This is a genomic window from cyanobacterium endosymbiont of Rhopalodia gibberula, assembly GCF_003574135.1.
In the GTDB taxonomy this organism is placed as follows: domain Bacteria; phylum Cyanobacteriota; class Cyanobacteriia; order Cyanobacteriales; family Microcystaceae; genus Rippkaea.
The window spans coordinates 1,118,941-1,139,959 of sequence record NZ_AP018341.1; the positions used below are offsets into that span (position 1 = coordinate 1,118,941).

Annotated in this window: 11 protein-coding genes; 6 read left to right on the plus strand and 5 right to left on the minus strand. The window is 31.7% G+C overall.

Annotated elements, in window-relative coordinates:
- Positions 1-144 precede the first annotated feature (144 nt).
- Positions 145-1,179: a hypothetical protein gene (locus RGRSB_RS03620; RefSeq protein WP_119259876.1), complete on the minus strand. Its 1,035-nt coding sequence runs from the start codon at positions 1,177-1,179 to the stop codon at positions 145-147.
- Between the two features lie 1,577 nt (positions 1,180-2,756).
- Between RGRSB_RS03620 and RGRSB_RS03625 the strand changes: the two genes are divergently transcribed.
- Positions 2,757-3,479 (plus strand): WecB/TagA/CpsF family glycosyltransferase, encoded by a 723-nt coding sequence (locus RGRSB_RS03625; protein ID WP_119259877.1) that lies wholly within the window; start codon positions 2,757-2,759, stop codon positions 3,477-3,479.
- 1,629 nt (positions 3,480-5,108) lie between these two features.
- On the opposite strand, the gene RGRSB_RS03635 is transcribed toward RGRSB_RS03625, so the two are convergent.
- Positions 5,109-6,275: a pyridoxal phosphate-dependent aminotransferase gene (locus RGRSB_RS03635; RefSeq protein ID WP_119259879.1), complete on the minus strand. Its 1,167-nt coding sequence runs from the start codon at positions 6,273-6,275 to the stop codon at positions 5,109-5,111.
- A 146-nt stretch (positions 6,276-6,421) separates the two neighbouring features.
- Between RGRSB_RS03635 and RGRSB_RS03640 the strand changes: the two genes are divergently transcribed.
- The 5 genes from RGRSB_RS03640 (at position 6,422) to RGRSB_RS03660 (ending at position 14,666) form a co-directional block, all read left to right on the plus strand.
- Positions 6,422-7,171, plus strand: a complete 750-nt coding sequence (locus RGRSB_RS03640) for a DUF561 domain-containing protein (RefSeq protein WP_119260944.1) — start codon at positions 6,422-6,424, stop codon at positions 7,169-7,171.
- Between the two features lie 1,559 nt (positions 7,172-8,730).
- Positions 8,731-8,958 carry a hypothetical protein gene (locus RGRSB_RS03645; RefSeq protein WP_119259880.1) on the plus strand — a complete coding sequence of 76 codons (228 nt, stop codon included), beginning with the start codon at positions 8,731-8,733 and terminating at the stop codon, positions 8,956-8,958.
- Between the two features lie 147 nt (positions 8,959-9,105).
- Positions 9,106-10,848 carry a peptide ABC transporter substrate-binding protein gene (locus RGRSB_RS03650; RefSeq protein WP_119259881.1) on the plus strand — a complete coding sequence of 581 codons (1,743 nt, stop codon included), beginning with the start codon at positions 9,106-9,108 and terminating at the stop codon, positions 10,846-10,848.
- 1,050 nt (positions 10,849-11,898) lie between these two features.
- Positions 11,899-12,867, plus strand: coding sequence for an ABC transporter permease (locus tag RGRSB_RS03655; RefSeq protein WP_119259882.1), 969 nt, complete (start codon positions 11,899-11,901; stop codon positions 12,865-12,867).
- A gap of 1,157 nt (positions 12,868-14,024) precedes the next feature.
- A complete protein-coding gene (locus tag RGRSB_RS03660; protein ID WP_119259883.1) occupies positions 14,025-14,666 on the plus strand; it encodes a phosphoribosylanthranilate isomerase in 642 nt (213 codons plus the stop codon).
- Positions 14,667-16,120: 1,454 nt separating this feature from the next.
- On the opposite strand, the gene RGRSB_RS03665 is transcribed toward RGRSB_RS03660, so the two are convergent.
- From RGRSB_RS03665 to RGRSB_RS03675, 3 genes are read right to left on the minus strand one after another with little or no spacing between them, the layout of a single operon-like run.
- Positions 16,121-17,719, minus strand: a complete 1,599-nt coding sequence (locus RGRSB_RS03665; protein WP_119259884.1) for a CPBP family glutamic-type intramembrane protease — start codon at positions 17,717-17,719, stop codon at positions 16,121-16,123.
- Between the two features lie 49 nt (positions 17,720-17,768).
- On the minus strand, positions 17,769-19,277 hold the full coding sequence (locus RGRSB_RS03670; RefSeq protein ID WP_232014572.1) for an ArnT family glycosyltransferase: 1,509 nt from the start codon (positions 19,275-19,277) through the stop codon (positions 17,769-17,771).
- Positions 19,278-19,332: 55 nt separating this feature from the next.
- Positions 19,333-20,949 (minus strand): hypothetical protein, encoded by a 1,617-nt coding sequence (locus tag RGRSB_RS03675; RefSeq protein ID WP_119259886.1) that lies wholly within the window; start codon positions 20,947-20,949, stop codon positions 19,333-19,335.
- Between the last annotated feature and the right edge of the window lie 70 nt (positions 20,950-21,019).

Consider the following 21,019-nt stretch of genomic DNA (forward strand, 5'->3'; position numbering starts at 1 on the left):
TCTTGGAAAGGGTTTTTGATTGATTACTGACAAAAAATTCACCAATTTTCATAAAAAAAAGGCTATTTTTTTTGTAAGGTTTTTCCCCTTGATTAACAAAGATGTGAGTTGATTTAATCAGCTTAATTGTTTTAAATTTTAAATTTAAGCCTCCCGTCGAAAAACCTTTCCTTTCCCAGTCGGATTATCGACATAGTGCCACTTTTGCTCGTCTAATTCAATCACAGGGGGATCAGAGTTTTGCTTGGCTTGGGAAATCCTTTTATAGAGAGTAGAATCACTAACGCCTAACTTCTCAGCCATTTGAGATCTAGTAAGTACCATAGACTTAGATGACTCTTGATTAGTTGTTATCATCGAGGGGGTGGTCTGTATTTCTGATTCGGTGGCTACCGTCTTTTTCTCGATCATTAGACTAGGTTTATCAGGTTTTTGGGGTTTAACAAAAAATTTTCTGTTTTCTTGAATAGGAGGCTGTTCTACAGATGGTTTAATGGGCTTACGATAACGAGGAATCCTCTCGGTTGGCAGTTCAAGATCTTCGACCCATCCCCAACAATTACGGGAAGGGATAAACTTAAAAATAGCTTGAATAAACCAGCGTTTGGGTAATTGTTCCTTGGGAATTTTAGGATTAAATTTGAAGGGACGAGGAGCGTCATTACGGCGCATCAATACAGGAAGATGAGAAGCTTTAAATTTTCCTTGAGGGTCCGTGGCATTAGAATTTCTATAGATCGAGATCACTGGTGTCCTCAATTGGGGAACAAATTGCCAAATCCCTCGAAACTTAAAAATTCCCGGGGCTTCCTCCCATTGATTTTCTTCTCCCCAGGCGGCAACTTGAAAGCGAATAATGGGGTCTTTTCTGGGAATGAGCAGACACTTAGGATAAATCCGCAAATAGATAGGGTTTTCAGGAGAATTGCTATGTTGTTTCAGCCAAGCTTTGTAGCGATAGCCAGGAAAGAATAAACTGTAATTCTTTCCTGCGATGGTGAGGGCAAATTTTCCCTCTTCCTCTTGATGAGGAATCCCATAAAGAGTGCCAATTGCCTGAAAAAGGAGAGGTTGGTCCTCAGTGTCAGAAACAGATTGAGAATCAGAATCAAGGATTAAAGGGGGTAGCTGCTCGACTTTTTGGTGAGTTTGATGAGAGAGTTCGTTGGCGGCAGGCATAAATAATAAACTTCATAATCGGCTGAATTTGTCCCATTATTATAGACCCGATAAACAAAGGATTCTAAGTATCGTTAAGGATGGGTCACATACTTTGGAGATCGGGATCAGATTAGAGTTGACACTCCTATGGCTTTAGTTTTATTGAAGCCGTAGTATTCTCATAATATAGCGGATTCTTAATGATATAGCCCAGTCTAACAAGGATAGCCGAGCGTATTCTTGTTAGACTGAATTCACCGAGTCAAGAGCTGTGTAAAACAGTTTATCAATTACATTGTCTAATTCAATTACATAGCTATATTTTTTGGGGTCTAGGTAATGTTTTAGGTAAAGTTTTAACAACAAAGCTTTAAAAATACTTATTAAGCACTGTTTTTGATGACTGTTTTCAATAAATCATTATCGTGTAGTTTTCTCGACTATTATACTTGTGACTATACTATACTGAATTTACTTATTTTAGATAGGGCAACATCATACTAGTTGACCTTAAATCCTTGTTTAGTAAATTTAACCGACTAATTAGTTTAGTACTTGTTTTACATTAGTAGTTTAATTTTATTTTCTTTTTTATTAAAGTAAGTATCTTTAAAGAAGTATCAAATAATAAATGATGTTATATGTTTATGTTTGATTAATTAGAGTCTGTTTTAGATATTTTTTAGGATAATTTTCTGGTTTTTTGATAAATATCTAAATCGACTAACTTAGCTGTACACTATTTATATTGAAGACTTATTCTATTAATTTTATGAGTTTTATTATAATTTTATCTATATAAGATTTACTACTAGGGTGTAAATTTGTAGAAAAAATAGATATAGTCGCCCCTTTCTATTATTTCAATTTGGCTTTAACTTAAGCACTTTTTTCAGTATTTTATAGATTTTTACAGAATTTATCTTGATTTTTATTTCTTTCTAAGAGCTATTTAAAAAATTTCTACTTTCTTTATTAGAGGTTTTTCCTCTTTTATTTCTTGGGAAATATTACAATTTATTTAATTTTCTATATTCTTGAATATAAATATAGTCTTTACAATTTTGTTATCTTTTCGGAGTAAATTTTTTGGGTACGAGGCAAATTTGATAATCCATATTTTTATGATTCTGTTAGCTAAATTTTTATAAAGGCTAACATATGGCGATCACTTTTTTCAAAGTATATTTATGTTCTACACATATTTAAGGTAATTTACCTAACTGGATAGAATAGTAGAGTTTTAACAGTGAAAGTCTAATTTTAATTAAAAATTATTTTAGGAAAAGTACCTAAAAAAGTAATTTTAAAGTGCTATAATCTAGCTTGGGGGATAGTTGTGTTTACGTTTTAATCTAGATATACCCCAGAATCAACTATATTGTCTATAGTTGATATTTAAAAGATATTTTTATTTGTCAATATAAAAGTAAGGGTATCTTAATAATTACCAGGTTATTTTGTCTCTTTCGTTGATATCGTACCTTTAGAAATTATCAGGTCTTACATAAAAAACTAATAAAAGCCGTTATTTTACGACTTGGTTTTAGATCTAAAGTTTCTGAGCCGTAGCAATTCTAAATACAATTCCATGTATGCTAACTAATCCTCCCTCATTTCCTATTCTCAATGTTTTCGTACATCTTCTTGATGATTATTCTTATTGGCTGCTTCAATGCCTCAATCATCATCAAGGAGTTCATGTTGTGACTCTGAACGCAGAGATGGCTATGTTAGCCGAGAAAGACTCCTCGGTGACAGAAGTCATTCGTGAAGCCGATTTAGTGATTCCTGATGGAGCGGGTATTGTACTGTATTTACGGCTGCGCCAACAAAGACAAAAACGATGTCCAGGGATTGAACTGGCACAATCGTTGCTTCAAGAATTGGGGTCCCAAGAGAATTCCCCTTTAATTGTTTTTTATGGGGGAAAACCTGGAGTTAGCCATGCAGCAGCAGACCAATGGCGTAAGAAATTTCCAGGCATTTCTATTCTTTCATCCCATGGCTATTTATCCTTAGAAGAAGAGGATTCATGGCGACAAACTCTATTAGACAAACAACCCCAATTAATTCTTGTAGGGTTGGGAGTTCCTCGTCAGGAATTTTGGATTAGGCAACATCGTTATTTATGTCCCCAAGGGATTTGGATTGGGGTTGGCGGAAGCTTTGATATTTGGTCTGGGACTAAAGATCGGGCTCCTCGGTGGTTACGAGACAACAATTTAGAGTGGCTCTATCGTTTATATCAAGAACCCTGGCGTTGGCAGCGAATGTTGGCCCTACCTAAATTTTTTTTACGATCACTTATCCATTAAATTAAGCTTACTGAGCGATTAATTTAAAGCACTTGAATCCCGAGATAATAGCGAGCAGTATAGTTGAATTGATCGTCTGTACAATTATTTCTTCGGGTTGAGACCTTAATTTATATACTGTTGCTGAAAAACTTAATACGGAAACTAAACTTAAAATATTGAATCTTTTTCAATACAATTGTTTTACAATAGTTATCTTATAACTATTATCAAGGAAATAGAGACTTTCGATCAACTGGTTGTTGAGAGAAGTTACAATGTTTTTGTACTAGACTTCAAAAATGGACAATAGAAGGAATAGTTAAGCAGTTTCTCGTGGTCACTAAAACAACTTCACGGGGGAAAGTTTTGACAATTTTTAAGTTGAATTTTATTGACGGTAGCTAAAGAACTTACTGCTAGACTAGTCCTGCAACAAGCTTTGGTTAAAGCCGTTTTTGGTAATAAAGAGCTAATTTATTCCTGTTGGATCGTCCCTAGAAAAGTGTTTATGGTATTTAAGTCCACAACAGAAATCGGAATTGCAAGAGTAGTCAAACATCCTTGTAAGAATTACTGCATTCCATATCTTTTTTTTAAAAACTATGTGGGAATAGTTACTTAATTAGGACTAGAAAATTCAAGTCAACTCCGTCAGCGATTGACCATACGCTGACAGAGTTAACCCATCACTTAATAATCTAAGGACTTGATCGTTTCCTAAAGCCGTTACCCTTAATTGAACCTAGGAGTAATCTTTGTAAAATTGCTGTAGAATCGGTGGTAAATAATCGTCAAAAACTGAGTGGATCGTCGTAAGACATAATTTATTTAAGTTGTTCTCCATCCTGTAAGTCTTTAATTTTTTGGATTATAGTTGTTTATTCTTGATAGATTCTTTTAGCCTTCAGGAGTATTTTATCTTCGGCAACAGTTAGTTTTACTCTGGTACTGCGATGAAAGGGCAAAGCTCCTAAAACAGCTTTGAGGAACTGAATTTACAGGATAATAGTCAGCTGTATTAGCCTACATCGTCGTGCTGCTTACCCAAAATTTTCTGTTTTAGCGATCACTAAAAATAATTTCAATTATTGAATTTGCATGGGTGAAGTTTAAATTATGGATTATGTGTCCTAAGATATTTTGAGCAATATAGAGATTTACTTTCTAATTTTATTAGAGATTGATACTATAGAACAGTTTACCTCTTAAGAAGTAATACAAATGTTTAGGTCACTTAATCTTTTGATTTTTTTTACACAAAACACTTTTAAATTTACTCAGTTTTTTATCTTTAAATCACTAATACTGAGTAATGAAAATGGTGAATTATATAATTACTAACACTCCTAAAAAACATTTTAATAATGCCTTTAGTCCTAGTCCTTCAATTATAATTAAATCTGCATCTCTACATCTCTACTATTGTCTAATACTCTAATCTAACAGCCAGACTTTTCGATCTTCTAATCCCATTGGCTAAAGTGGAAAACTCAACTAATTCTTGATTATGAAGACTGACGTAGGAGGTTAAGGTTTGACTTATTAGCGGTAAGTATTAAACATTATTAAAATAACCACATCTTGGCAATTATCCATTGCAACTAAATTTATTTTTTACAGCACATAACTAATTATCATTTTGACACCTTAAAGACTACTGACAAATTTGGCTAATCTATCGATTCCTTTTTCAATAGAAGTTAAATCGGTAGCATATGATAAACGAATACAATTATCTGCCCCAAATACTATTCCTGGTATAGCTGTAACTTTTTTAGAGTCTAAGAGTGCGTCACAAAAATCGAGAGAATTCATTCCGGTTTGACTAATATCTGCAAAAACATAAAAGGCACCCATGGGGGTCGGACAACTTAGGTGAGGAATTGTCATAATTCCGTCCAAAATAACTTGACGACGTTTAGTAAAGGCTTGTAGCATTTGCTTGACGGAATCTTGAGATTCTTCTAAAGCGGCAATGGCTCCATATTGAGCAAATGTACACACATTAGAGGTGCTATGACTTTGGATGGTATTAGTAGCTTCAATTAATTCTATAGGCGCAGCCAAATATCCTACACGCCACCCTGTCATTGAGTAGCTTTTAGCAAAGCCATTACTAACAATTGTACGATGAAAAATCTCAGAACTTACCGCTCCAATGCTGAGATGTTCTGCCCCGTCATAGAGAATCTTTTCATAAATTTCGTCGGAAACCACCCACAAATTATTTTCTATAATGACCTCAGCTAACGCCTTGATTTCTGTGGCAGAATAAACAGTTCCGGTTGGATTTGAGGGAGAATTGAGAACGAATAATTTCGTTTTAGGGGTAATCGCTTGACGCAGTTGATCTGGAGTGATTTTATAGCTTGTTTCTGTCGTTGTTTGCACAATCACCGGTGTTCCTGTTGCTAATTTAACCATTTCTGGATAACTTAACCAATAGGGAGCTGGGATAATTACTTCATCTCCAGGATCAATCAACGCTAACATCAAGTTAAATAAAGACTGTTTACCCCCATTAGTCACAATTATATTGTCTGGGGTATAGTTTAAATTATTATCGATACGTAACTTTTCAGCGATCGCTGCTCTTAGTCTGGATTCTCCTGCCGCCGGACCATACTTAGTTTTTCCTTGATTTAGGGCGAGTTTGGCCGCTTCTTTGATGTGTTGTGGGGTATCAAAGTCGGGTTCCCCAGTACTAAAGCTACAGACATCAATACCTTGTGCTTTCATTGCCTTAGCTTTGGCGGCAATTGCAAGGGTAATTGATTGAGAAACCTTCCCTACTCGTGTTGCCAGTTTAATCATTCGATTCGATATTCCCAAGCCAAACAAATAATAATTTTATCCATGATATCGTCTCCCTGGGGGTGTATCTCAGGTTTTAACGAATACTTTCTTAACGCTATAGGAAAATGGCACAATGAACTTATCAGAATTTATCTTAAATGTCTATGACTATGCATCCTAAATTACAGACAGCCTTGGCTCAACATAAAGCCCTCAAAGTGATTAGTGGGTTAACCAATTTCGACATAGAGAACGTTACGGCTATTGTTAAAGCTGCCCAAGCCGGGGGCGCAACTTTCGTTGATATTGCCGCAGATGGAGCTTTGGTACGCCATGTACGTCAATTAATTGATTTACCGATTTGTGTCTCAGCAATTAAACCAACATTGTTTATCGAAGCGGTTAAGGCAGGAGCAGATTTAATTGAAATCGGCAATTTTGATGCTTTTTATGCCCAAGGACGACGATTTGAAGCAGAGGAAGTTTTAGCCTTAACCAAAGAAACTCGCTCTCTTCTCCCCGAAATCACCCTTTCGGTGACGGTTCCTCATATTCTTCCTCTTGATGAACAAGCTCAATTAGCTGAGCGCTTAGTAGAAGTTGGAGCTGATATTATTCAAACCGAAGGGGGATCCAGCAGCAAACCTACCCATGCAGGAACTTTGGGGTTAATTGAAAAAGCTGCCCCTACTCTAGCTGCTGCTTGCAGCATTTCTGATGCGGTATCTGTTCCGGTGTTGTGTGCGTCAGGGTTATCTTCTGTGACTGTTCCTATGGCGATTGCGGCTGGCGCGTCCGGTGTAGGGGTAGGATCAGCTATTAATCAACTTAATAACGAAGTAGCGATGGTAGCTGCTGTTCGTTCCCTGGTAGAGGCATTAAACATCACCAGTCGAGCTGCAATCACCCATTAAATATTGAAATATTGCCTAGAATAGACTTATAGAGACGTTTAACTCAAGCGTCTCTATTTTGATTAACTGGTTAAAATCTATAAAAATAAAAATGAATATAAATAATTCTGCAACAACAAAAATAATAACTATTTAGGAATAGCTTTAATTTTAGCCTAATAGAGAATAGAAAAATATTACAGTAAAAAAAAATACTATCAACTAATTACTATAAACTTGATAAGTATTGTATATATCAAATTCATGGTTAAAGATAAATAAATATAAAATAATTATAAGTAACGAGAAACTTTATTCAATTAAATGTTGTTAGTAAGATGGTTTTAAAAAAAATTAAAAATATAGTAGCAGTTACTTTATAAATTTATTTCTTTAAAGAATACGAAGATAAATTCTTTTTTGTGAAAGTATCAAAATTTGATGTAATTCTAAACACTTAGAGATTATTAGCTAATCTAACACTCAGTAAATATTTACGTAAGACCCAACATTATTAGTAGGGTTTTCTAGGTTATATTATATCTTTTACTAATTTTTTTAAAAAGATGAAAACGATAAATTAACTCCCTTTAATATGCAAAAATTTTCTTATTATAGTTCTAAATAAAAATATAAAATTTTAACTTTTTTACCTCAATTTATTCATCAAATAAACAATAAATACTAAAGGGTTCTAGAGGCTTATGCTGTTATGATAATATTTCAAGAACGTCTTAAAGCGATATATCTAGAATTATTGCTATTTTAAAAATGTTATTCTCAACTGAGAATAGTCAATCTTATTAACCTAAACCATTAAATACAGCAATAACAAACTCAAGAATAAGTCAATAATCTTCTCTATTAGAAACTTTTGCTAGACTCTATTTCTATCCTATAGATAGGTTTATCTATAGGATAAATACTTCCTATATATTAATATATTAGTAATAGCCATAGTTTTGCGAATAGATTCTGCTAATTGTTTCTTTCTTAATAAGATCAGGCAACAAGTCAATTGTATATTGGAATATATTTATCTTTCTAATAAGATTTTAAACACAACTTAAGATAACTTTCTCGGAGGATTACATAACTGTAAAAAGTTACAAAAGTTTTATATATAAATATATTAGTACACATTTAGTTGATATCAGCAATATAGTTAAGATTTTGTAAAAAAAATTATGTAACTTTAACTTTTGTCTTTACTTTTTCTTAAAAAAATATTACCTTTTGTATTTTTTGCTTATTCTTTCATTTTTATTTAAAAATATTAACTATCTTGCTTAAAAATTTTGACCAAAATCAATAAAAACACAAAAATATTAAATTTTTTATAAACACTAATTATGATGTTAGCCTTTTTGATTATATCCTAAGGGTTAGTATTCTAATTTGTTTATAGTCAACTTTATGAGAGCGAATAAAAAAATTCTTATAATTATAAGAATTTTTTTATCTAGAAAACTAAAAATCAAAGTAAATTAACTAGGATAACAGTTAGCAATTTTGTCAAAATTGCTAACTGTTATCCTAGTTAATAATTGCAACTTAGATAGATTTGAGAAAAATTTTTAATGAATACTTCAATAATTCGACAACTTTGGTCTATAGTAGAAAAGAGCTCTGCCAAAATCTTAGTGAATTTAGATGACTCGGATTTAGTGAGTCAATTACTGAAAAAACTCGATGCACAATGTTCCTTGTCCTCGGAAGACTTACAGGTTATGAAAGTTTATTTTCGCTCGAAAACTGTTTTAATTCGAGATATTGCCCGCTCTCGTCTAGAAGACTTTTTTGATTAATTTGTAATCTAAGTACATATTTTTCTGACACAATCACTACAATTGACAACTTCTACTGTTCTCTATCCCCACGTTGTGTTGAAATCATAGAAATATCAAAATAGAACGTTTTAGTCCATCCCATTTGAGGAGTCATAACTTATAGTGATGAGGAAATCGTTAAGGAATTGTTTTTCGGTCATACCAGTCTTGCTATCTTTAGGAGTAACATTTATTTTGTTGGCTTGTAATCGTCAACAAGACAACCTCAGTTCTCAGATAACGTCCCAAAAACAAAGTGAAACCTTAAATTTATTATACTGGCAGGCTCCCACTATTTTAAATCCTCATCTTTCTACAGGATTTAAAGATTCTGAAGCTAGTCGTATTACATTAGAACCTTTAGCCAGTTATGATAGTCAAGGTAACTTGATACCTTTTTTAGCTGCTGAAATTCCCTCTATAGAAAATGGGGGAATTGCACCCGATGGCAAGTCAGTAACATGGAAACTGAAAGAAGGAATAAAATGGTCAGATGGAACACCGTTTATAGCTGATGATGTGGTGTTTACTTATCAATTTATTACTAATCCTAAAGTAGGTTCAACTAGTGCAAATAATTATGCTAGTGTTGAAGCAGTTGAAGCCATAAACAAAAATACAGTAAAAGTAATTTTTAAGCAATCCAATCCAGCTTGGAATCTTCCTTTTATTGGTGGGGGAGGAATGATTTTGCCTCGCCATCTTTATGAAAGATATAATGGTGACAATGCACGGCAAGCCCCCGAGAATCTGATTCCTATTGGTACAGGTCCTTATAAGGTTGTAGAATTTAAACCTGGGGATGTAGTGGTTTATGAACTGAATTCCCATTTCCGGGAAATTAATAAATTAGGGTTTAAAAGAATTAAATTAAAAGGAGGTGGAGATGCTACTTCTGCGGCACGAGCAGTATTACAAACAGGAGATGTAGACTATGCTTATAATCTACAAGTTGAAGTTAATATTCTAACCCAACTAGAAGCAGGTGGAACTGGAAAAATAAAATCTATTTTTGGAGGGACTAGTGAAAGAATTTTAATTAATTTAACTGATCCAAATAAGGCAACAATAGAGGGAGAAAAATCTAGTTTAAAATTTCCCCATCCTTTTTTTCAAAATAAGCAAGTAAGAGAAGCTTTTAGCTTAGCAATAGATCGAGATACCATTGCTAAACAGTTGTATGGAATAACTGGAAAAGCTACTTCAAACTTTTTAATTGCTCCTCCACAATACAATTCTTCTAGTACAAGTTATGAGTTTAACTTAGAGAAAGCATCAAAGTTATTAGACGAGGCAGGGTGGAAAGACTCTAATAACAATGGAATTCGAGATAAAAATGGAACAGAAATGAGAGTAGTCTTTCAAACCTCAGTCAATCCACTACGCCAAAAAACGCAAGAAATTGTTAAGCAAGGACTACGAAAAATTGGGGTAGGTGTTGAACTAAAAAACGTTGATGCAAGTATTTTCTTTTCCAGTGACCCGGCAAATAATGATACAGTAGAGCATTTTTATGCTGATTTAGAAATGTTCACGACAGGAAACAGGAATCCGGATCCCAGCACCTATATGAAAACCTATATGTGTGATACAATTCCCCAAAAATCAAATAATTGGTCTGGAGATAATTATTCCCGATATTGTAACCCAGAATATGATAGACTATGGCAACAAGCAGCCCAAGAATTAGATACTAAAAAACGACAAGAAATTTTTATTGCGATGAACGACATTTTGGTTAATGATTTTGTGGTAATTCCCTTAATTCATCGAGCTGATGTTGTTGGAATTAGTAATAACATTCATGGATTCAAATCAACTCCTTGGGACTTTAATACCTGGAATATTAAAGATTGGAAAAAATACTAAAGTTAACGTTAAAGTTGAGTATGAATAGATAATACAAAATACAGTTATAAAACCTTACTTATGACAAAAATAATAATAAAAAAACTCTATAATAACAATGTCTAAGGAAACTTGCTCAGCTCGTCATCTTTTTTTTAAACCCTTTAAAAACTAAAAAAAATGTATCCAAAAAGTGAAAATTCTGTATATTTGAAAGTGTCTTAGGGATAAATCCTAAACGATAGTGTGCTAGCTACAACGATAAATTATGACCATAATAAAGAAGTTGTCAAAAATATAATAAACTAGGAAAATCAAAGAAAAGAAAATAAAAATTAATTAATAAACCACTTAGAAAATAAACCTAGCAATTAAAAGTACTCGATTAGATAACAAGAGATAATTGTATTGACAAAGTTTGTGACTAAAGGGGATGAGATTACTTAAAAAAGTGCAGATGCTCTTGTCAGAATCTGAGACAAAAACATAGAAAGGGAGGGCTTATTTAAACAAGAAAAAGCCATATATTTATGTATATATATATTTTTTTGATAGACTTAGAGTAGAATTGAGGTCAATCAAAAGAAAAGTTTGAAGTCTCATTTGGAAAAGACCGACTGTCATGGTAAACTAGAGCTGTGAATGGTCATATATCTGTGGATTTATTAAACTATTAACAGTAGAAACCTTATGGAGTGAAATTGCAAGATTAAATACAAAATAGCTGAATTTAGTTGATGAACATCTGGATAAAATGGCAGACGATTTTATGGCATAAAGAGACAAATTACCTCAAAAATTACTGGAGATATTTGTCAGGTTACTCTCCAGAGTTAGAGCTAGTAGAGTGATTATGAACATTAGTAGATAACTATTTACAAGTATTAAAAAAAAACTCTAAAATAGAATAATTCTTGCTGAATTATCATTATAGTCGCAGTTAAATAAAAAAATCAAAAATTTAACTTATTATCATTGGTTAAACTTACTGTATTTTTTTAGCATGGTATATGCATCGGATTTAATCTAATAGTCGCATTGTGCAAAACTCAATTATTGGGTCATTATCAAATGATATCTTATTTAATTAGGCGTTTATCGACTGCCATTCCTACTCTACTTGTCATTAGTATTGTTATTTTTACCATTTTAGCTTTAGCCCCAGGTAATCCCTTGGGAGAATTTGCTTCAAACCCGGCTATTACGCCAGAGATAAGAGAAAATATTCGTAAAAATCTAGGGTTAGATCAACCAATTTATATTCGTTATATTAAATGGATTTTAGCTTTTATTCAAGGAGATTTAGGCTATTCTTTTACTAGTAGAAGTCCAGTTATTGATCTGATTTTGCAACGAACACCTACCACATTATGGGTAGCTGGAATTGCTTATCTCTTAAGTGTTTTGATTGCTTTTCCTTTAGGAATAGTTTCTGCATTGAAACGATATTCATGGCTAGACCAAATCGCAACCACCTTTGCTTTTTTAGGATTTTCTTTGCCAACTTTTCTAACAGGATTATTATTTATCGTTATATTTAGCGTTCAATTAAAGTGGTTTCCTTTTATTTATAACAGCACATTACAAATAACCAATTGGTCAAGTTTTGTTGAACAAATCAAACAATCTATCATGCCAGTTTGTGTATTAGCTTTATATCAGTCAGCAATTTTAATGAGGTTTTTCCGTTCAGCTATCTTAGATGAACTCCCTCAAGAATATATACGCACTGCCTATGCTAAGGGATTAGGAAGCTTTGCCATCTTGAACAATCATATTCTTCGGAATGCCATGATTCCCGTTATAACCTTGATAGCCTTAGATATTCCTACAATTTTTACTGGGGCATTAGTTACGGAACAGGTATTTCGTATTCCTGGAATTGGAGCTTTATTAATTGAATCGATTTATCGTAATGATACCCCAGTAGTTATGGCTGTTACCTTTATTTATGCAATTTTAATTTTTATTGGTAACTTTATTGCAGATTTTACCTATAGTTTTTTGGATCCGCGAGTTAAGCTAAATTTGAAAAAATAATTAGATTAGCTATTGACTTTTTTTCTTAATGATTGATGTTTTTTATGTAAATATTTTTATTAAGTCTCAGGAATATATAGTTGTTTCCGATCATTATTAGGCGCAGACTATAAGTTTAGTACAAAAATATTTTAAAAAAAAATGTAGTTTCTGAGGACAGGAGAAATTTTTTAAATTAGATGACAATTGTTATGTTTGCTTTAGATTTCTGGTCAAGTCCTAGCTTTATCCTGATTTTTGTTATTGTTCCTAGTTTATTTCTATTAGGAATTATTGCGTAGAGTAAGTTTGCCAGTATTTGATGTTATATTTTGTTTCCTGTTAATATCATTGAATCTATTTATTCAACAATTAGCAATTATTTAAACGGTATTTTCAGTATTCTGTCACTGTTATTCTTTCATGAAAGTGTCAATAACGTTGGTCAGTTTTCTTAGCCAGAATCTAAGATTATTGCCCTAACTTATACCTATGTTTTAATTCTAGAAATGAGCATTTTAAATCTTCATTTAAACTTCGTTAAAATAGCTAACACTCTGCGCACCAAAGATGTTCTCTTTATACCAAAGTTATTGTATGGCAGAATACACTAGGTTTATGGTTTATATTACTTTGCTACATAGCGACTCATATAAATTGTTAATCCGATATTAAATGTCCAATAGCTCACAGGTATGTTGTTGTTTGTATGAAGTAGAGTCAGAATAATAACCAGATCTTAAGTGAATACAAAGATAAATTAAGAGTGTATAGTCCCTGACTATACACTCTTAATTTATAGAATACCGACATTAGAAAAAAAACAGAATAATGCAAGCCTTTAAAATGCGACTAAAGCTAGTGATTATCAATATTTAAAGGATACTCTATTTTTTCTGATTTCCTCGTTGAGGAAAAAGTAAATTTAGCTTAACCTTATATTCTGGGCAGCAAAATATACCACAGCGATAGCAAAAAGATTAACAATAATCTTAACAAACCCTATTGATAAATTCTAACTGATGCTATCTGAGGCAATTGTCTGAGCAAATAAGATAAAGTCTGATAACATAGATCTTGTATAACTCCTGAGTTGATAAATAATTATTAATGATAAGGATCACGGAAATTCCTTCGGAAAAAAGTTTACTTTAGTTTAAATATTTAATAGTAGCAAAATGAGAATCAAGATATGTGGCATCACCCAACTATCCCAGGGAAAAGCGATTGCTCAATTAGGAGCTACTATGTTGGGCTTTATCTGTGTTCACCGATCTCCTCGTTATATTAGTCCGTTTCAAATTCAAGCCGTAATTAAGGAACTGCCAACAACAGTTGGCTGTATTGGGGTTTTCGCCAACAGCAGTCTATTAGAAATAGAACAAGTTATCAACCAAACAGAGTTAACTGGGATACAATTGCATGGGGATGAGTCGCCCCGGTTTTGTCGTCAAATTAAACAACGGTTTTCTCATCTTGAATTAATTAAAGCGTTTAGAATCAAAACTTCTCAGTCGTTACGAGCTATACCTGCTTATTTTGATGAAGTAGATACATTATTGTTAGATGCTCACCATCCTAATTTGTTAGGAGGAACTGGTCGTACTTTGAATTGGAGAATTTTAGAACGATTTAACCCACCGCTTCCTTGGTTATTAGCAGGGGGATTAACCCTTGATAATATAGAGCAATCTTTAACACAGTTACATCCAACAGGAATTGATCTTTCTAGTGGTGTTGAGCGATCACCTGGTGATAAAAATTTAACAAAAGTGGCTGAGTTATTTGCGTTACTTCAAGATATTAATATTTTAAAATAAAGTTCTATTGGACTTGTCATGTGAAGATAAAAAAATTGAGGAAAAGTTTCTATTGTCAATAATAGGTTTATTTGAAGCAGCTATTACTACATAGTATAGTCGGTATTGTGGCAGATTTTTTGTTAGCATAAAATTATGCTACGCTAAATATGATTATTTAATTTATCCCTATGGCATCAAATACTAAACTTAATTTAATGAATGAGACTCTAAATCTGAAAAGATTCACTATGATCTATTACTAGATTTCAAATAAGATAGGAATAGTTTAATTTTTTTTAAAAAAATTAAAAATATAAGAAGTGAGTGTAGAAATTGTGGAAATAGGTAAATCCTAAAAGTAGTAAAATAGCTATTTTAATTGAATAAAATTGACTAAGTTAATCATAGCTATTGATAAATTTTCTAATTTTATTGTGAATAAATTGATACCATAAGCTGAAGTAGTCCAAAATATATTTTATCCGATGAAACAATTTGATGCTTAATTAGATAATTCGAACAAGATTCTTATTTAAAAAGTTAAATATTTTTAATATGCTAGGATTTAAAAATCATGTCGAGCTCAAATTAAGAAAAAATTCAAGCACAGAACAAAAAGATAAATTTAACCAAGTGTATAAAAAAATCCCAGTCTTCTAAAAAGACTCTAATTAAAAGAGTAATTTAGAAAACTTAAGACTGGATATGAGTCTAATTAAAACTAACTAATTTATGTAGAAAAACTTATTGATTTTACCACAAAAAGAATTTGGAACAATTAGAGGTTAACTTTAAGAAATTATTGTATATTCTGACCAGAAAATAACCTAATAAACAGTATTAGGTATTAATGATAAGTTGAAGTTAATTAAAATAAAAGCTTATGGACTCAGTAATTTTGTTAATTTTTAACTTTGAATTTTTTAAATTTTACATTTTGCTAGTTAGTTCTATATAATTAGCTTAGTATAATCGGTATCGAGGATAATAATAGTGTTGTTAAATTTTATTGAATTCACGTTTATAAAATAAAATATGATGGATTATGACAAGGTAATTTGTTTTTTTAGCTTTATTCAGAGCTATCTACTTACCAAGTTAAAATGATTAGAACTAAGAGAATATCTAGTTTAGTCACTAACCTCTAAATCGCCAAAATTTTCAACAATATCCTTCTAGATTTAATCTAAAAAGTATTATTGAACCTTCGTACTGAAAATCCTCTAAATACAGAAATTTACCGTTTTTTTAGCTATTTTTTTTGTTTATAGTCTTCTTGAATTGTAGTTTCTTCAGTTGGTTTTAGGATAAACTTTTGCGGAAAGATAATTACTAGTAGAATTAGCTCTAAAATAGTGGGATCACGTAAAGTTTTGACAGCAAGCCTTTGGCAAAATCAGAGGAGTGTTTTCCTTCTGACTTTAGAAATACTATTGATTGTTTAATTCAATTTAAGAAAATAAGATTAGCTTTTACTTGCCACTACTACCTAATAAAAACAAATTCAATAATGTTCCGCTATTCCAAAGACTATGAACTAACATAGAAGATAAAAGATTACGCGATCTCGTATAAACTACTCCCAAGACCATACCTAAAATCCCTAAGGGAAGTACTTCTGATAAGTTTAAGTGAGCAAGGGCAAAAATCAAACTACTGATAGTAATAGCTGCCCAAACCGGAATATAACGGGTCAAAGACGGTAACAAAAATCCTCGAAACATAATCTCTTCATAAAAAGGAGCTAGAAGAGAAGCAGTGAAGTAGAATATGGCTAAAACTACTGTATCTTGGGCTTCCAATGCTAAAAATAATAAGGGATTACTACCACCCTGACCATCCCATATTTGTTGATTAATTAAAGAGACAATGATCACTAAAGGTAAAGCAACCAAATATCCCCCAACTCCCCACGCTAACCAATTACTTTTTATCTCAAACCGAAACCAATCTTTTGGTAGGGGAAAATAGGATTTAATTGACCAGTAGAGTACACAAATACCCACTAAGGTCAGAGATAAATAACTAGCTAATATGTAAAAAGCTTTTTGCCGTAAACTGAAGCTGGTAGGATTGAAGGGAAAGAAGTTCAATACAATAGGGAATATGATTTGTCCGAAAAAGAAAAATCCCACAATTAAGACTTGCCAAATTGTTTCAGTATCCCAAGGAGTTTGCCAAGATAACTTTTTATCAAAATATAAAATAGACCCATGTTTTTTGAGTAACAACTGAGCCAATAAAAAGATAAGTAAACTAAATCCAATGATTCCTAATAATACTGGAATAATGCTGATCCAAATTAATTTGATAATGGCTAGATTTGCTTTTTCTTGTTGTTTATTTTTTAATGAAATTAAGTCAGCTTGTCTATCTTGAAGTGTGTAAAGCCTTGTTAAGGCTTGATAACTAAACCACCCATGTAGATTATCTTGTATTTGCGATTCTGCATTAGATAATATTTTAGGATTCTCATTCCATAAGTTTGTTAAGATATCAGCGACCACTTCTATTTTAGAATCTAAATCATTCTCATTGTTAGTAGTCAACATTGATTGCCAACTTTCAATTGCTTTTGATATTTCTCCTTGTTTAATTTTTAAAATTCCTAACTCTAATTTTAGTCTATCTATTATTTGTTTTTGACTATTGATATTAGTTTTTAATTGCTCTTGTTTTGTTGAATATACTGAATTACTACTTGGAGTAATGGGAGAGTCCTTAACATCTACAGAAACTGAACTACCAATAGTTATTTCAAACTGATTTTCCAATCTATCCAAATTTTTTTGAGAAGTTTCAAGAGCAATTTTATATTTATCAGAAACAACTTTGTAGGGGTTTTTTCCAATCAATACCTTTTTAACTTCAGTAAAATTAAGATTCGCTTTAGTCTGATCAATATTTGAATATTTCCCCAAAAATTCTGAAGATTGCAAAATTAAATTGGTTTGATATAACTCAAGATTAACTTGTACCTGGGGTTGGTTAATACTATTAATCAACGAAAATAATACAGGAATCAAAGAGATAATCGTTAAAACTAATAAGGTTAATCGCTTTATTGACATAACTTTTACTTATTTCTAAAATCAGGACTTTAATGAAAATTCTTTCTTATTATTTATACGTTTTAATTAATGTGAAGTTTTGAGTATTTCCTAATATTTTATAGTTATTTAAGTTTAACTTTTCTAAAGTCAACGAATCTAAAAGGAAATAGAACGAGATAGCTGCTGATTTTTTTAAATCTTCTAGATTTTGAGCAATCACTTGACGATCACTATAAAAATCTAAACTAGTACGACTGTAAGCATAAGAGGTATAAACTACTGTGTTAGGGGGAGTATTTTCCTTAATTAGAGCAGCTACAGGTTTAACAGGAAACGATTCATTCAGTTCCCAAATCCACAAATCAGACATAATAAACGTGCATAAACTTAAATATAATCCAATAAAAAGAGTGAAGGTAAAGTCACAATTATTTTGTAGAAAGTTAACGGAAGATAAGGCAAATGTAATTACTATTAAAATTGATAATGTAAGAAGTTGAGAATCATTAGTTTTTATACTAAAGTAAACTCCTCCTCCCAGTGAAGCTACACTACCAATAAGCAGTAAAATTCCCAAAATCTTGGGATAAAACTGATGATTATTTTGTACAATTTCAGCTAGATAAATCCCCACAGCTAAGGAAAAGAAAGGATATACAGGCACAATATACCATGGCAGCTTAGTCCCCATGAGGGAAATAATTCCTACGAATAGAATAAAGCCAACTAAAACTAATTTAGCCCAACTTTGCTGATATTTTTTGACTGCTAAAGTCAATCCTCCTGGTAAAAATATAAGCCAAGGAAAACTATATTTTACTAATTCAATTACATAATACCATACTGAACCTTGATTTCCCTCAACTGCGGTAGATAATCTATCAAAGTTTTGTTGTAAAAAATGAACTTTAATAAATTTTTCTCCATATTCTATGATTTGAAGTGGATACCACAAAATTACTGGAAAAAATCCTAAGATAAGTCCACCCAAAAATACAGGATTTTTAAAAATTCTTAAAGATTTATTAAGAACACAAAATGTACCTAAAATTCCACCCAAAGCAATGACTATAATTCCTTTAGTAAAAGCGATTAGTCCCAGTCCAATTCCCACTCCAATTATCCAAAATTGCTGATAAAAAGACTTAAGTAAACAAAAAATAGAAAAAAGAAAAAAAGTATTAATTGGTCCATCTAACATTGCTAGCCGTCCATGACGTACCATAGGTAATAACGTCAAATATACTAATGTGCTGAAAATAGCTGGAAGACGACTAGGAAAAATCTCTCTTCCTATTAAATATAATAAAGGAACACCACAAGCTGTCAAAAAAGCACAAGGAAACCGAGTTGTAAATTCACTGATTCCTCCAATTAAATAGCTCATATTTATCAACCAAATAATCAGAGGAGGCTTAAGTAAAAAAGGTTCATTATGATAGGTCATATATAACCAGTTACCACTTTTATAAATATCTTTAGCAACGGTTCCATAATATCCTTCATCCCAATCACGTAATGGTAAATCACCTAAGCCGATTAAATATAAAATAAAAGCAGATAATAATAAAAACATAAACCAAGATGTATCTTGGTTTATGTTTTTAAAAAAATGTTTAAAATTAGGTGTTTTAGAGATCATTAGGTTTATCTTTTTTATTTATTGGGTTTAGATTTCTTTGTTTAATTGAATAAAGATAATACTTTTCATTATAAATAAAAGCATTTTTAAATTGAGCTAGAAAGACAATTTCAAGATCGCTCCTTATTGTTTTTAATTGTCGATTTAAAATTAAAATTATATCTTCTTTATTTTCACTATTACTAATTAACTGATTGATTGTTGTCAATATATCTTCGTCATCAATTATTTTTCTGCGTTCATTAAACAAAACATAACTTCCTAATCTTTGGCTTTCTGGATAGTAAATTTTTTTATTTAAATAACCACTAATAGGAGCAATAGTAAAGTCTTCACTACCGGCGATCATCATTGAGTCTAGATTATTTCTTTGAATAAAGTTAGCTGTAGCACGACTAGCAGAATAAGGAGTTAATAAATCTCGACTAAACGCAATAATACCAGCAATTAACTGAAAACATAGAATAATCATCACAAAACTTTCTTTCTTATAGGTTACAAATTTTAGCCAAATTGATAATATTTTATAGAGTTTTTGAGGGATACAACGAAATAAATTAACCAAGTATTTAGAGTTAGAATAATAATTTTTTATCCATAAGGAAGTAATTAAAATGATATATAAGTGTCCATAGTGTCTTTGAGAGCCTAAAAATTTTAGATATGTAAAAGTCAATAATTCTAGACTACTAACTAGATAGAAAAATAATGCAATTGGGGTTTTAATTAAAAGCGTCGATACGAACCCTAACAAACCTAAAGATAGAACTGCAAAAATAGCTAAATCTAGAGGTTTACTATCGCTAGGTATTAAAACTAAAACATAACTCCTCCATATTCTTGTTAATGACTGATTAAATCGAATCCAATCAAACTCAATAAACCATTGACTTGCTCCTCCTTGTAAGGTACTATCCAATGGAGGAAATAACATGATTCCAGCCAACACTATTCCTAAACTAAAAATTGTAAAAGCAATAACAATATTCTGGACTCCTGCTTTACCTTTACATTCGAAATGATTTTGAGTTAAATAGTCAAAAACTAATGTTAAGGCTAAAGACATAGAAATCATTAAGCAATAGGCGTTTGTATTAGCCATAAAAGCCAAAATTATAGCTAGAGGAATATAGTTTTTATGGCGAGTCTCAAAATAAGTGCAGAAGCAAAAAATAGCCATAATTCCCAAAGAATAATTACGGCTAATTAAAGTATATTCATAAAAAGGTAAATATCCTAGTGAAAATAATAATTTTTGTTGTTTAGTAAAAGGAGAATAAGAAACAAATAAAGTCAGATATCCGACAGCAATAAGCCAATGAAAAAGTTGCATTGCTATAGGATTAGGAGTTAATTGATTAAGTCCCCATAAACAGATATACCAAAGAATTGGATGTCCTTCATAGTTGATATTATAAAAAAATTTTTTCCAAGAAACACTATCCCTAGCAATTAACCATCCATTGACTTCATCACGCCACATAGCATGATTTAGAATACCAATTAAAGTAATGACAGCAAAGCTAATGACTAATAATAGGTTGAAGTTATTTTTTGTGATTAAATTTAAGTTAAACTGAGAAAACCATTTTTTTATAATTGTCATACTCAAATCATAAAATTTAATCTAATCAGTCCCAGGAACCTGTAATCTAGAAACTGGTAATCCATAGAGA

Bases quoted from the DNA above. Each gene is read 5' to 3' on its own strand.
- RGRSB_RS03675 (WP_119259886.1), bottom strand. From the start codon at position 20,949: ATGACAATTATAAAAAAATGGTTTTCTCAGTTTAACTTAAATTTAATC.
- RGRSB_RS03620 (WP_119259876.1), bottom strand. From the start codon at position 1,179: ATGCCTGCCGCCAACGAACTCTCTCATCAAACTCACCAAAAAGTCGAG.
- RGRSB_RS03640 (WP_119260944.1), top strand. From the start codon at position 6,422: ATGACTATGCATCCTAAATTACAGACAGCCTTGGCTCAACATAAAGCC.
- RGRSB_RS03665 (WP_119259884.1), bottom strand. From the start codon at position 17,719: ATGTCAATAAAGCGATTAACCTTATTAGTTTTAACGATTATCTCTTTG.
- RGRSB_RS03655 (WP_119259882.1), top strand. From the start codon at position 11,899: ATGATATCTTATTTAATTAGGCGTTTATCGACTGCCATTCCTACTCTA.
- RGRSB_RS03635 (WP_119259879.1), bottom strand. From the start codon at position 6,275: ATGATTAAACTGGCAACACGAGTAGGGAAGGTTTCTCAATCAATTACC.
- RGRSB_RS03670 (WP_232014572.1), bottom strand. From the start codon at position 19,277: ATGTTTTTATTATTATCTGCTTTTATTTTATATTTAATCGGCTTAGGT.
- RGRSB_RS03660 (WP_119259883.1), top strand. From the start codon at position 14,025: ATGAGAATCAAGATATGTGGCATCACCCAACTATCCCAGGGAAAAGCG.
- RGRSB_RS03645 (WP_119259880.1), top strand. From the start codon at position 8,731: ATGAATACTTCAATAATTCGACAACTTTGGTCTATAGTAGAAAAGAGC.
- RGRSB_RS03650 (WP_119259881.1), top strand. From the start codon at position 9,106: ATGAGGAAATCGTTAAGGAATTGTTTTTCGGTCATACCAGTCTTGCTA.
- RGRSB_RS03625 (WP_119259877.1), top strand. From the start codon at position 2,757: ATGCTAACTAATCCTCCCTCATTTCCTATTCTCAATGTTTTCGTACAT.